Raw genomic sequence first — 12,729 nt, 5'->3', positions numbered from 1 at the left:
TACTGCACCCGGGAGGGTGTGGGAGAGTAGGACGCCGCCGGACAATCATCCAGTCGAGGGCCACCCGGTAAAGGGTGGCCCTCAACTGCGTTTCCACTTCCGAACTCGACCGCTCGGTCAGTCTGCGCTGATCAGGTCGATCGAGCGGTTGGCGATGGCGACGACTGTCGAATCACCGGTCCGTCGGTAGGTGTCCATCGCGGTGTCCACGAACTTGATCGCGTGTGGGTCCCCCGTAGCGACCGCTCGGTCGACGACGTCGTCGAGGGCCATCGATGGCCGGGCACTGATCAACCCGCCGGCGGCCACTGGCCGACCGGCGTCGACACCGCCGTTCGGGGGCTGACCGGTGTCCACCGGTTGGCCGGTCGGGTGGGGCGCCGGCGCGGCCGACCTACCCGCGCCCGGCGCGTACGCGGCCGTCACGGCCGCCGTCGCCGCCCACGCCGCAGCGACACTGGCCGGCCACAGCGCCGACGGCAGCGCCGGCAGCGTCCGGAGCACGGCGTTCGGCGCCGTCACCGAGTGCACCATCATGATCGGCGCGCCGTACCCATGGGTGCCGAACCGCTCCGTCGCCGCGTCGACGATCGCCGCCAGGGCGACCGTCGGAGCCGTGGAAACCCCGGGCACCGCGCCGGCCGCCTCGGGCCATCCGGGTAGGGCGGCGAGCTGGGCCAGCCGTGCGCGGATGCCGTACCGCTGGTCCGGTACCCGCGGTACCGCATCGAGCGCCGATCGCGGGTCACGGACCGGGTACGGGCCGGCGCCGACCGGCGCGAGCGGCTGCCAGCGGGCCGCCCAGTAGGCCAGGCCCTGCCCCAACTCAGCGACGCGCGGCGCGGTTTCGGCGTCGAGTAACGCACGGACCGCGTGACCGACCCGGATGACGCCATGGGTGGCACCCGCCGCGATACCCGGCAGCAGGCGCGGCCACCAGCGGGTCAGTACGGCCTGCCACGGCTCGGCGGCCAGTTCACGCTCGAAGTACCGCAGCCAGTCGCCGGTCCGTAACGGATCTCCCAATGGATCCCGCCACTCGTCCCGCTCGATGGGAGCGATGCCGCGTGGCCGCTCCTCCAGCCGATCGGCGTATCCGTCGATCCAGCGGTGGACCGCCATCGTCCGACCATGGTGGACCAGGGCCTCGACGGCCATCGGCGCGTGGTTGGACAACCAACCGTTACGCTCCGGACCGGTCCCGACCAGTCGCTCGTACGCCTCGTCGAGCACGAAGTTTGTCATGCTCAGCAGCCTGCTCTCTCAACCTCGGTTGAAGTCAAATGCCGCTGAACTGCGTCGGACCCGCCGCCTGCCACGGTGGGTCGGCATGCGACCGTAGTCGCGTGGACCTGGAGCGGCGCTCGTTGACGTACACCGGAGGTTTGTTGGACCGGGCGGGGGCGGACCGTGCCGATCCCGCGCGGATGGCCGCCATGCTCACGCCGGATGCCCGGATGGTGCCGATGTGGCGGGACCGCTGCTTTGTGGCGGGCGAGCCGTTGCGTCCGGTCGCCTGGTCCCAGGCGGAACTCCCCGGAGACGTGCAGGAGGCCCAGGAGCCGGTCTTCCTCGGCCTGGACGGGACGCGGCCGGTCTTCGCGATAGACCTGTCCGGTCTGTCCGAGGAGGACGCTGTGGCGGCGACCGGTGCCGATCGGACGGCGGATGTGCGGGCCATTGTCTCGGGTCTCAGTGCCGCCGAGGCGGCCGTCCAGGCGTACGCCCGGGGGATGCTGCACTGGCATCGGCATCAGGTGTTCTGCGGTGCCTGCGGCCAACCCACCGAGAGCCGGCACGGTGGTCATGCGCGGCTCTGCCGTGGCCCCGACTGTGGCCGGCTGCATTTCCCCCGGATCGAGCCGGCGGTGATCGTCCTGATCGAGGCGCCGGGGGACCCGGCTCGCTGCCTCCTGGCCCGGCATCGCGGCGCGGCTGAGGACGGGTACGCGCTGATCGCGGGGTTCGTGGAGGTCGGTGAGAGCCTGGAGGACGCCGTCCGCCGGGAGGTGTCCGAGGAGGCGGGCGTGGAGTTGTCCTCGGTGCGCTACCTGGCATCCCAGGCGTGGCCCTTCCCCGCCGGCCTGATGGTGGGATTCCACGCGATGGCCACCGGTGACGAGTTTCGGGTCGACGGTGCGGAACTGGTGGCGGCACGCTGGTTCACCCGTGCTGAACTGCGGGAGCGGATCACCGCCGGACGCCGGCTCGGACGGGACGACGCCATCGATCGGTTGCTCTTCGAGACCTGGCTGGCCGATGTGAACGCAAGTCCGACGGCTCGTGTTGCCGGCTCTCCGTTATAGAACCGTGATGCCACTGCCAGTCAGCTACGTATAGTTAAGCACCTCGATATGCCGTCGCCGCTTCGTCCGCTTTCGCCTATCTCCGGTCCCGGGGCGTCCTGTACGCCGAGTGACGCCATCGGGCTCGACGCGAGCAACCGGGTTACCGGTCGGTAGCAAGGGTCTTGTGAGCCACGCCGCTTCGCGGGAACATCGGGCGCACGCCCAGGGCTACCGGTGAGTACGCACGGGCGGCAGCTGGCCGCCCCGCCCACTCGAATCGCGCTGGCCGCTGGGCGACCCCTATCGAGGAGGACCCCGTGCAGGATTCCCGGGTAAGCGTGGCGCAGGGGCGCGTCAGATGGCGCCGCTTCGCCGCCCTCATGCTGCCGGCCACCGCCGTCGCCGGCGCCATCGTCTTCGGCATGGCCAACGGGGCCATCGCCGCGTCCTTCGCCGTGTCCGGCCAGACCTTCAAGGTGTCGGCGTCCAAACTGGTCGGTGACGGCTTCCGGCAGTACGGCGGCCTGGCCAGCGAGAAGGGCGCGAACCCGAGCAACCCCGCCGACCGGAAGAACCACCCGGTCGCCGTCTCGGCCATCACCAGGGCGCAACTGTACGACCTCTGCCAGTCCGTCAAGGTGCCGGGGCTGCCCGTGGTCCTCACCATCAACGCCGGCGGTGGAGGCCGGCCCGCGACGGCGGACAACCTGCTGATCGACATGGACTCGCTGGCGGGCGACGCCACCTTCACCAACATCCAGATCGGTCGGGACGCCGGTGACCTGGGTGGCCAGGCGGGACAGTTCGGTCAGAGCGCCGACCGGGTCGTCATCACAGACCTCAAGCAGGTGGCCCGCTCGACCAGCGCCGGCACGTTCACTCTCACCGGGCTCGCCCTGGCCGTGAAGAGCGGCGACGACGCCAAGGAATGTTTCTGAGCTGACGCGGCGAGGGTGAGCCGTTCCCGAGCCGGACCGCATCAGGAGGACGCACGTGACAACCGCGGACGCGCAGCGGTCCGCCGCCGTCGAGGCCTTCGTCAAAGGCAGGCGGGCATTCCGCTGGTGGCGACGAACGCGACCCTTCTGGGGCGGACTGCTGACCGTCATCGCCGGCGCGGAAATATTCGGCACCACCCAACTGAGCCTGGGCGGTCTCACCTTCCAGATGGGACCGACCGGCTTCCTCTCCTGGCTGATCCCCACCATCCTGATCACCTGCGGGTTCCTGCTGTGGTTCACGCCGCAGCAGCGGATGTTCTACGCGATCGTGGCAGCGGTGACCGCGGTGTTCTCCCTCGTCGCGATCAACCTGGGCGGTTTCTTCATCGGCATGCTGCTCGGCATGGTAGGCGGTGCGTTGGGCTTCGCCTGGACACCGGTGCGCGAGCCGGCCGGGCCAGCGGCCGACACCGGTACGCCGCCCGAGGGCTCGGCTCGACGCCCTCCCCACATGCTCGCGGTGCTGCTGCTCGCGACGATGCTCACCGCCACCGGCCTCCTCGTGGTCGACCGGGGGGAGCCGGCGCGGGCCGCGCCCTGCCCATCGCCGAGCGGCCCGGCTACCTCGGGCCAGCCGTCGGTGCCGGCACGGTCGCCGAGCGGACCGACCGCATCGGGCCGGCCGTCCGTGCCGGCGCGAGCGCCCAGACCGACCCGGCCGACAGGCCCGAGTCGGTCACCGGCTCCGTCGGCGACTCCGACCACCCCGGCCGGCAGCGACCCCGACGATGGCAACCTGTTGACCGACCTCCTGAGCCGTGTGCGCGAGTTCCTCGCTGGCGGGTCGAAGAAGACGGCCACGGCGACCGCTTCCCCGGAGGTCACCCCGACGTTCGGCGCGCCGGCACCGCGAAGCGCTTCCCCGAAGGCATCCAGCGGTAAGCCGGCTGCCACGACATCCGCGCCGAGCGTCGTGCCCACGGTGGCCATACCCGGCTGCGCGCCACGGCCCGAACCCTCCAGGACCGCTGGGGCGACGGCACCGACGTTGGCCGCCGATTCCGACACGCCGACCGCCGCGAACGTGCCGTCCCGGCTCACCGGATCTCGGCTCACCATGAAGGATCTTCGATTCGAGGGAATCGTGCGGGACTTTCGCACCGCGGCCGGGCCGATCGCGGTCCTGAAGTTCACCATGAGCCGCGCGATCACGACCGACTTCGCGTTGCAGATCCAGGGCCCGCCGGAGCGGTCGTTGCGCTACGAGAGCCCGGAACTCACCGTGCAGGGCAACGTCGAGTTCTACACCACCCGGTTCGTCGGTCGCATCCTCGGCATCAAGATCACCCTGACTCCGGACTCGCCGCTCCCTCCGGACGGGATCGACCTCACCGTGCCGGTGTCGCTCACCTTCACCGACGCCGACATCCAACTCGCGCTGATCGACTGCGACACCCTGTCCGTCACGCCGTCGCTGAACCAGCGGCTGGCTTAGAGCCTGCGTCACCGTCCTCCGTCGAGCCGAGGCGGCGTCCGGCAGTGTCCGGGCCGATCCACCCGCTGACCCGCGGCGGGCCGGCCTGGGGCTTCGACACAGGACCTGGTACGGCACCGTCGGGGGCCCGCGCGGGCAGGACGCGTGTTCGCCGCCCCGCCCGCGCGAAACTCCAGCGGAGCGGATTCAGATCCGGGAGAGGGCGGCGCGGAACGGGTCGAGGCCCAGGGACCCGAGGTCGAGCGCCTCGCGGTGGAACTCCTTGAGGTCGAAGGCCGCACCCCGCCGGGCCCGCACCTCGTCGCGGGCCTGCAGCCAGATCCGCTCACCGACCTTGTACGACGGCGCCTGCCCCGGCCAGCCGAGATACCGGTTGAGTTCGAAGCGCAGGTTCTCATCCGGCACTCGACAATGCGCCCGCATGAACTCCCAGCCCAACTCGGGCGTCCAACGCTCGCCCGGGTGGAAACCAAATGGGTTGTCTCGCGGGATCTCCAGCTCCAGGTGCATTCCGATGTCGACGATGACCCGGGCGGCCCGCAGTGCCTGACCGTCCAACATGCCCAACCGGTCGCCAGCGTCCTCCAGGTAGCCGAGTTCGTCCATCAGCCGCTCGGAATAGAGCGCCCAGCCCTCGCCGTGTCCCGAGCACCAGCAGAGCAGCCGCTGCCACCGGTTGAGCAGATCGGCGCGTACGGCGGTCTGGGCGACCTGGAGGTGGTGTCCCGGCACTCCCTCGTGGTAAACGGTGGTCACCTCGCGCCAGGTGGAGAACTCCGTGATCCCCTGGGGCACCGCCCACCACATCCGGCCCGGCCGCGAGAAGTCCTCGCTCGGTCCGGTGTAGTAGATCGCGCCATCGCTCGTCGGCGCCAGACAGCACTCGATCCGGCGTACCTGCTCCGGGATGTCGAAATGGGTGCCGTGCAGCTCGGCGATGGCCTTGTCGGCCAGTGCCTGCATCCAGTCCCGGAACGCCTCCTTGCCCTGGATCTTGCGGGCCGGGTCGGCATCCAGCGCCGTCACCGCCTCGTCGACGGTCGCGCCCGGACCGACGATCCGGGCCGCGACCGCCCGCATCTCGTCCTCCAGCCGGGCCAACTCGGCGAAGCCCCAGGCGTACGTCTCGTCCAGGTCCACCCGGGCGCCGAGGAAGTACCGGGAGGCCAGCTCGTACCGCTCGCGGCCGGCGGCCTGCTTCTCCCGGCCGCGCGGCGCCAGTTCCTCCCGCAGGAACTGTCCGAACTGTATGGTGGCCGCGGTGGCCGCGGCGGCGCCCCGGCGCAGATCGGCATCGAGCGGACCGTCGGCGGACAGCCGTCCCACCAAACCATGGAAGAAGTTGTCGGCGGTCGGGTCGGTCCAGATGTCGCACTGCTTGGCGACCTCGACCAGCTGAGCCCGGGAACTGATGTGGCCGCGGGCGGCGGCCTGTCGCAGGGTGTCCTTGTACGCTTCCAGCGCGCCGGCGAACCTGGTCAACCGGGCGGCGATGTTGGCCACCGCATGTTCGCCGTCGGTTGGCATCATGTCGAACGCCATCCGCAGGTCGTGCAGCCCACTGGAGATTACATTGACCTCGCTGACCGTCTCGCCCGCCTCGTGCCGGGCCAGCTCCAGTCCCAGACGCTCCTGCATCGACTCCCTGGCGATCCGCTCTTCCTCGGACTCCGGTTCGGTGCGGTCGAGCTCGGTCAGGGTTCGCCGGGTCAGCTCCGCCCGTCCGGCGAAGCCGTCCGGGGACAGGTCGTCGAGCTGGTCGTCGAAGCCAGCGATGCCGACGTAGGTCGCGCCCGTCGGGTTGAGCGGAGCCCACTCGGCCACGTACCGGTTGGCCAGTTCATCAATTTTTCCCACGGCCCGACCCTACGTGACGTGACCGGCGGATCGCCGCCCAGATTGCTGGTCAGGTCGGCTGCCTCCTACCGTGGCGGCGGGCGGCAGTGTGCTCCGCCACACCCTCCGAAAACCGCGGGACGGTTGTCGTACCGCTGCGGCAGAGTGGGCGCGTGACGACCCCGACCACCACCGAGAGCGTGGATCTCCGACGGTGGCTGCCCGGCTTCGTGGCGCTGGCGGCCATCTGGGGGTCCAGCTTCCTGTTCATCAAGGTGGGGATCCGCGAGCTGCATCCGGCTTACGTGACCCTCGGCCGGGCCGCGGCCGGCGCGCTGACCCTGCTCGTGGTCCTCGCGGTGTTGCGCCAGCGACTGCCCCGCGACGGCCGGCTATGGGCGCACATGGCGGTCGTGGGTGCCGTGGGCGTCGCGTTGCCGTTCACCCTCTTCGGGTACGGCGAGCAGCGCATCCCGTCCCTGCTCGCCGGCATCTGGAACGCCACCACGCCGCTGATGGTGCTGCCACTCGCGGTGCTCCTCTTCCGGACCGAGCGGCTGACCAAGCGGCGGACGGCCGGCATGGTGCTGGGTTTCGTCGGCGTCCTCGTGGTGCTCGGCGTGTGGCAGGGTGTGGGTGGGGCGCACCTCACCGGGCAGCTCATGTGCCTCGCGGCGGCGGCCTGCTACGGGTTCATCATCCCGTACCAGAAGAGATTCGTCGCCGGCCGGACCGAGTCGGGGCTGGCCCTGGCCGCCGCACAACTGATCATGGCTACCGGGCAGCTCGCGGTGATCGCCCCGCTGGTCGCGGGGGCGCCGCCGGCGCCAACCCGACTGTCCGCTGAGGTCGTCGCGAGCGTGCTGGTCCTGGGCGCGTTCGGCACCGGTCTGGCATTCGTGATCAATATGCGCAACATCCGGTTGGTCGGCGCGAGCACGGCCTCGACCGTGACCTATCTGATCCCGGTGTTCGCGGTGCTGGTCGGCGTGGTCGTCCTCGACGAGCACCTGGTCTGGCACCAGCCGGTCGGAGCGGCGATCGTGCTGGCCGGGGTGGCGCTGTCTCAGTGGGCGCCGCGTCGTCCGCCCGGAACGCCCGACGCGGCGGTGATCGATACCGCTGCGACCAACCCCGTGGCGGCCGACCCCGCCGCGTCCGGTACGGCCGGATTGGATCCCGCCTCCCGCCCGGAGGAGGCCGCCTCGACCGGGGCGCGGCGCACCTGAACCCGCTCGACATCACTGACGTGCGCCCATGCAGTCGGTGGGCTGGTCGACAGCGGGGCCGCCGGACGCGACGGGGCCGCCGGTTCCGACCGTCCGTGGGGGTCGCCGTCGCACGACCGCCTCACCGTCCCCGCGGCTCGTCATGCGACCGCGTCCAGGACAGCAACCGGTCGGCTGGCCAGGAGTTGACCACCCGGTCCGCCGATACACCGCACCGCGCGGCCCGTTCGCAGCCGAAGCGTTGCCAATCCAACTGTCCCGGCGCGTGCGCGTCGGTGTTGAGCGCGAACCGGCACCCCGCCTCGAGAGCGACCCGGATCAGTCGCTTCGGCGGATCCTGCCGCTCGGGCCGTGAATTGATTTCAACCGCCTTGTCGTGCTCGGCGCAGGCGGCGAAGACAGCGTCCGCGTCGAAGTCGCTGGGCGGCCTGGTCCTGGCCCGGTGTCCCCGGTCTCCCGGTCCCGTCACACCCTTGGGCCGTCCCGACACCATCCGGCCGGTGCAGTGACCGAGGATGTCCAGATGCGGGTTGGCGACGGCGGTGAGCATCCGCCGGGTCATCCGGCCACGATCGTCATTCAGGCCGCTATGCACCGAGCCGACTACCACGTCGAGCCGGGCAAGCAGGTCGTCGGCCTGATCCAACGATCCGTCGGCGAGGATGTCGACCTCGATGCCGCTGAGGATCCGGAAGCCCGGGGGCAACTGGTCGTTCACCGCGGCCACATAGTCGAGTTGGCGACGCAGCCGGTCGGCGGTGAGTCCCCTCGCCACCTTCAACCGTGGCGAGTGGTCGGTGAGCACGAGGTACTCGTGGCCAAGCTCGACCGCGGCGAGCGCCATCTCCTCGATCGGCGAACCACCGTCGGACCAGTCGGAATGGGTGTGGCAGTCGCCGCGCAGCGCGGCTCGGAGACGCTGCGCTGCCTCGTCCATGTCCACCCCATCGGTGGCCGCGAGCCGACGCAGGTAGACGGGCTCCTCGCCGCGCAGCGACTCCGTCACCGTCCGTGCCGTCACGTCCCCCACGCCCGGAAGTTGGGTCAGCGTGCCTGCCTCGGCGCGAGCCGTCAGCTCGGCAGCGGGTAGCTCGGCCAGGGTCTTGGCCGCGGAACGGAACGCCCGGACCCGGTAGGTCGCCTCGTTCGCGCGTTCCAGCAGGAAGGCGATGCGGCGGAGGTCGGCCAGCGCGTCGCGGGGCTTCATACTGCTCACGGTATCGGCCAGCGGCGCGGCGGGTGGTCCGGCGCCCGGTATCCGCGACACGGCTCAGCGAGCACCTGGCGTCAGGCGGCGTGCGACCGGAGTCAGGAGCAGTACGAACGGACCCGGTCAGGGCACCGAGGGGCAACCGCGCTTGCGGTGCCACTCCGACACGGCGGCGGCCGGTGAGCGGTTCGTGCCCTTGCGCCACGCGTCCAGGTAGGGCGCCGGCCACACCACACCCCGTCGGATCCACCAGTCGCCGGTCCGCGCGCACGGCGGGGAGATACCGAAATGCAGGTGACAGACGTTGTTCGCGTTGCCCGTCTTACCCACCGTGCCGAGCGACTGCCCGGCACGGACCCGGACACCCTTCTCCACCCCGGCCGTCACCTGGGTCAGGTGCGATCCGTAGTACCGCACCCCGTCGTCACCAAGCAGCGAGACCGACTTCCCACCGTTGTTCGGACCCATCGGCCCGAACTTGTCGAACCGATCGACCCGGCTGACCTCCAGAATCGTGCCGTCGGTCACGGCTACCACCGGTGCCCCGCAGGCCGCGAAGAGGTCCGTACCGGGATAGGCGCTGTGGGTGGGGTGGTAGTCGACGTTCCGCGCCCGCACGGGAAAGGCGTACCGGCGGGTGGAGGGCTCGGCGCTGGGGCTCGGTCGCTTCGATGGAGCGGCGCTGCCAGCCGAACCGATGCCCGTTTCGTTCGACGGACTCGCGCCCGCCGGTTGGCTCGGCGACGACGGCGCGGTAGCCGACGGTTCCGTTGCCGCTGGCGCGGACGCCCCGACCGGTCGCGGGGGCTCGCCACCACAACCGGTGGCGAAGAGACAGGCGAGCAGCAGCGCCCCCGCCGCGGGCCGGCGCCACGCCGGTCGTCCGCCACGATGGCGTATGCCGCCGGTTCCGCCATGCCGTCGTCCGACCATTCCGACATCCTGACAGAGCGGAGCCGTCTCCGCGTACCGGCAGCCGCTCACCCGTACGCGGGTAGGCTGCCGAGCAGTGACGCGGGGCAGCGAGGGAGCCAATGGGATGGGGCAACAACAGGGCAGCGGCGGGGCGCCACCGCCCGGCGTGGCCCCGCCCTCGGGTCTGTTCCCCGCCGAACGGGCCCCGCGCGGGCAGGGACGTCCGACGTACCGGGAACCCCATCCGGTTCGCGGCGGTGCGGTGGCTGCCGGCGCTACCCTGACCGCTGCGTGGCTGTTGCTGGTCGGGCTGCTTGGTCGGCAACTGGCCGGTTATGTGTGGTATACGGTGCTCGCTGGTGGGATCGCGTGGTTGGCGGCGTGGCTGCTGACCCGGTACGGCGACCGAGGTGCCGCAGCCGGAATCGCCATCGCGACCGGGGTGGGGTGGAGCGTGGCCACGGCAGCCGTGGCGATCCGGTGGGCCGAAACCGGAGACTGGCCGCTCTGGTGAGGCGGGCACCGTGAGCAGCGGACGCGGAGGTTCGGCCTCGCCCGGTGGGCTCGACCCGCTCTGCCGTCGCTGACCACGGGGGTGTCATTGTCCCAGCGTGGCGGCCCGAATGCGGACCGAACAGGGCCTTGACGAACCGATCCCGACTCGGCACGCTCCACGCTATGCCCACGATCCAGTCGCGGCTCGATCCGGACCGCAGCCGCCGACGCATGCAGCTGCTCGCCGAGATCGCCGGGGCGAAGCGCATCCGTGACCGCGACCGCCCCCCCGGGGCGCGGGTGGAGCGGCTTCAGGAGCTGATCGCCACCCGTCGCCGGCTCGCCGCCGGCTGACCCGCGAGGCCCGGGGCGCATGTTCCGTCCCGAACCCGTCGCTCGCCTCGGTGCGTTGTGCGGCGGCTTTCCGATCGGGACCGGCTACCGTCACGTGCGACGGTCAAACACCGTCACGTATGACGGTGATCCAGCGTTGTGTGGTTGATCGCCGCAGGGAACTTGGGGGGACAGTGTCGTACTTCGCGGCAGCCGTAGCGCGTGGCGCGGCCGGTTGGACGGCGGCCGAGGTCGACCTCACCGGCGCCGCCGACCTGGATGAGGTGGCCGACCGCCTTCGCGACGTGGATCCCGACGCGGAGTTGGCGCTGTTGTTCGTCGAGTCGGACGACACCTACCTGGCGATCCTGCGCCTCGACGAGGGCGAGGACCTGCGGATCTTCGGCTCCGATTCGGCGTTCGCCGAGGAGTCCCGGATCGGTGCGCTCCTGGTGGGTGACATCAAGGCTCCGGCGCTGGAGATCGACGCGGTGGTCGAGCCGGACGCCGACGAGGACGCCGACGACGAGGACGCCGACGACGAGGACGCCGACGACGAGGCCGAGGAGCCGGCGGTTGATCCGGACGCCGACCCGGTCGGTGATGCCGACGTCCTCGCCGACCTCGGCATTCCCGCTCCTCGGCTGCTCGCCCTGTGCGCCCGGGAGGGCATGCTGCCAGCCGACGTGGTCGCCGAGATCTGCCAGGCGCTGGGCTGCGGCGACGAGGTGGAAGAGTTGCGCGAGGCGTGACCGGACCCGGACCCGGACCCGGACCCGGACCCGGACCCGGACCCGGACCCGGACACGACCGGCGCCGGCGGCACGAGGACTGGATGCGGCGTGCGCTCGCCGTCGCGGGCACCGGACCGATCGGCCCTGGCATCGACGTTCCGGTCGGCGCGGTCCTGTACGGGCCCGACGGCGTGGAGCTGGCCGTTGGCCGCAACGAACGGGAGCAATCCGGCGACCCGACGGCACACGCCGAGGTGCTGGCGCTCCGCCGGGCGGCGGCTCGGCTCGGCGCCTGGCGGCTGGATGCGTGCACCCTCGTCGTCACCCTCGAGCCATGCACCATGTGCGCCGGTGCCCTGGTGCTGGCGCGGGTGGCCACCCTCGTCTTCGGAGCCTGGGAACCCAAGACAGGGGCGGTCGGCTCCCTGTGGGACGTGGTCCGGGACCGGCGGCTCAACCACCGACCCGAGGTGTACGGGGGGATCCTCGAAGCGGAATGCGCTGCGCTGCTCCGAGCGTTCTTCCGCTGACCCGCCCCCGCCCCCGCCCTCCCCCCCGGGGCCCTCGCCTCGGCGATCTAGGTGTTCTGTCCAGAGAGGTTGGGTACGCGGCTGGCGGGTGGGTGGCCGCCGAGTGCGGTGTGGGCGCGGTGGTGATTGTAGTTGTGGAGCCAGGCGGGGAGGGCTTTGCGGCGGGCGGTTTCGGAGGGGTATGCCTTGGCGTAGGCCCATTCGTCGGTGAGGGTGCGGTGGAAGCGTTCGACTTTGCCGTTGGTTTGGGGGCGGTAAGGGCGGGTCTTCTTGACGGTGATGCCGGCGGTGGTGAGGGTGTCGCGCCAGAGTCGGGATCGGTAGGCCGAGCCGTTGTCGGTGATCACACGGCGGACGGTGATGCCGTGGTGGGTGAACCAGGCGTGGGCGCGTAGCCAGAAACCGACGGCGGTTTCGCGGGTTTCGTCGGGCAGGATTTCGGTGTAGGCCAGGCGGGAGTGGTCGTCGATGGCGGTGTGCAGGTAGCTGTAGCCCAGGCGAGGGCTGCGGTCGCGGGTGCCGCGGCGGGCGGTGGCGGTGCGGGCGCGGTTACGGATGCCTTGTGCGCGGCCGACGGTGCGGTGTCCACCGCCGTCGGGGATGTTGCCGAGTTTCTTGATGTCGACGTGGATCAGGTCCCCGGGGGTGGGGTGTTCGTAGCGGCGGATTGGTGTTGCGGTGGCCCGGTCCAGGTGTGCCAGGCGGGGCACCTTGGCGCGGCGT

Annotated in this window: 13 protein-coding genes; 8 read left to right on the top strand and 5 right to left on the bottom strand. The window is 71.1% G+C overall.

Annotated features, from left to right (window positions below):
* Window positions 1-117: 117 nt before the first annotated feature.
* Entirely contained in the window at window positions 118-1,245 is a 1,128-nt protein-coding gene (locus ACFQUZ_RS32140) for a questin oxidase family protein (protein WP_377449027.1), read from the bottom strand.
* Window positions 1,246-1,346: 101 nt separating this feature from the next.
* Between ACFQUZ_RS32140 and nudC the strand changes: the two genes are divergently transcribed.
* The 3 genes from nudC (at window position 1,347) to ACFQUZ_RS32125 (ending at window position 4,724) form a co-directional block, all read left to right on the top strand.
* Window positions 1,347-2,306 (top strand): NAD(+) diphosphatase, encoded by a 960-nt coding sequence (gene nudC, locus ACFQUZ_RS32135; protein ID WP_377449025.1) that lies wholly within the window; start codon window positions 1,347-1,349, stop codon window positions 2,304-2,306.
* A 362-nt stretch (window positions 2,307-2,668) separates the two neighbouring features.
* Window positions 2,669-3,226 carry a DUF6230 family protein gene (locus ACFQUZ_RS32130; RefSeq protein WP_377449029.1) on the top strand — a complete coding sequence of 186 codons (558 nt, stop codon included), beginning with the start codon at window positions 2,669-2,671 and terminating at the stop codon, window positions 3,224-3,226.
* 55 nt (window positions 3,227-3,281) lie between these two features.
* A complete protein-coding gene (locus ACFQUZ_RS32125; protein ID WP_377449023.1) occupies window positions 3,282-4,724 on the top strand; it encodes a DUF6114 domain-containing protein in 1,443 nt (480 codons plus the stop codon).
* Between the two features lie 186 nt (window positions 4,725-4,910).
* Here the strand turns inward: ACFQUZ_RS32125 and ACFQUZ_RS32120 are convergent, their stop codons facing one another.
* Window positions 4,911-6,581: a DUF885 domain-containing protein gene (locus ACFQUZ_RS32120; RefSeq protein WP_377449021.1), complete on the bottom strand. Its 1,671-nt coding sequence runs from the start codon at window positions 6,579-6,581 to the stop codon at window positions 4,911-4,913.
* 152 nt (window positions 6,582-6,733) lie between these two features.
* On the opposite strand from ACFQUZ_RS32120, the gene ACFQUZ_RS32115 reads away from it, so the two are divergent.
* Entirely contained in the window at window positions 6,734-7,789 is a 1,056-nt protein-coding gene (locus ACFQUZ_RS32115; RefSeq protein ID WP_377449019.1) for a DMT family transporter, read from the top strand.
* A gap of 121 nt (window positions 7,790-7,910) precedes the next feature.
* Here the strand turns inward: ACFQUZ_RS32115 and ACFQUZ_RS32110 are convergent, their stop codons facing one another.
* Both ACFQUZ_RS32110 and ACFQUZ_RS32105 read right to left on the bottom strand, forming a co-directional pair.
* Complete coding sequence (locus ACFQUZ_RS32110; protein ID WP_377449017.1) at window positions 7,911-8,996, bottom strand: PHP domain-containing protein; 1,086 nt, start codon at window positions 8,994-8,996, stop codon at window positions 7,911-7,913.
* A 126-nt stretch (window positions 8,997-9,122) separates the two neighbouring features.
* A complete protein-coding gene (locus tag ACFQUZ_RS32105; RefSeq protein ID WP_377449028.1) occupies window positions 9,123-9,848 on the bottom strand; it encodes a M23 family metallopeptidase in 726 nt (241 codons plus the stop codon).
* 190 nt (window positions 9,849-10,038) lie between these two features.
* Here ACFQUZ_RS32105 and ACFQUZ_RS32100 point away from each other — a divergent pair, with 190 nt between their 5' ends.
* From ACFQUZ_RS32100 to ACFQUZ_RS32085, 4 genes are all read left to right on the top strand, one after another.
* Window positions 10,039-10,428: a hypothetical protein gene (locus tag ACFQUZ_RS32100; RefSeq protein ID WP_377449015.1), complete on the top strand. Its 390-nt coding sequence runs from the start codon at window positions 10,039-10,041 to the stop codon at window positions 10,426-10,428.
* A 164-nt stretch (window positions 10,429-10,592) separates the two neighbouring features.
* A complete protein-coding gene (locus ACFQUZ_RS32095) occupies window positions 10,593-10,763 on the top strand; it encodes a hypothetical protein (RefSeq protein ID WP_377449013.1) in 171 nt (56 codons plus the stop codon).
* 173 nt (window positions 10,764-10,936) lie between these two features.
* A complete protein-coding gene (locus tag ACFQUZ_RS32090; RefSeq protein WP_377449011.1) occupies window positions 10,937-11,494 on the top strand; it encodes a tRNA adenosine deaminase-associated protein in 558 nt (185 codons plus the stop codon).
* Window positions 11,491-12,006, top strand: coding sequence for a nucleoside deaminase (locus ACFQUZ_RS32085; protein WP_377449010.1), 516 nt, complete (start codon window positions 11,491-11,493; stop codon window positions 12,004-12,006). The genes ACFQUZ_RS32090 and ACFQUZ_RS32085 overlap by 4 nt, the downstream gene beginning before the upstream one ends.
* Before the next feature lie 47 nt (window positions 12,007-12,053).
* Here the strand turns inward: ACFQUZ_RS32085 and ACFQUZ_RS32080 are convergent.
* On the bottom strand, window positions 12,054-12,729 hold a 676-nt coding region (locus ACFQUZ_RS32080), incomplete at its 5' end, for an IS481 family transposase (RefSeq protein ID WP_377449008.1).

The sequence above is a fragment of the Plantactinospora sp. GCM10030261 genome, from assembly GCF_042666615.1.
GTDB lineage: Bacteria > Actinomycetota > Actinomycetes > Mycobacteriales > Micromonosporaceae > KBS50.
The sequence above is the reverse complement of the archived record's forward strand: the minus strand, read 5'-3'. Positions and strand labels throughout refer to the sequence as shown.

Excerpts from the sequence above, each read along its gene's own strand:
- ACFQUZ_RS32095 (WP_377449013.1), top strand. The coding sequence starts at position 10,593 with ATGCCCACGATCCAGTCGCGGCTCGATCCGGACCGCAGCCGCCGACGC.
- ACFQUZ_RS32140 (WP_377449027.1), bottom strand. The coding sequence starts at position 1,245 with ATGACAAACTTCGTGCTCGACGAGGCGTACGAGCGACTGGTCGGGACC.
- ACFQUZ_RS32130 (WP_377449029.1), top strand. The coding sequence starts at position 2,669 with ATGCTGCCGGCCACCGCCGTCGCCGGCGCCATCGTCTTCGGCATGGCC.
- ACFQUZ_RS32110 (WP_377449017.1), bottom strand. The coding sequence starts at position 8,996 with ATGAAGCCCCGCGACGCGCTGGCCGACCTCCGCCGCATCGCCTTCCTG.
- ACFQUZ_RS32100 (WP_377449015.1), top strand. The coding sequence starts at position 10,039 with ATGGGGCAACAACAGGGCAGCGGCGGGGCGCCACCGCCCGGCGTGGCC.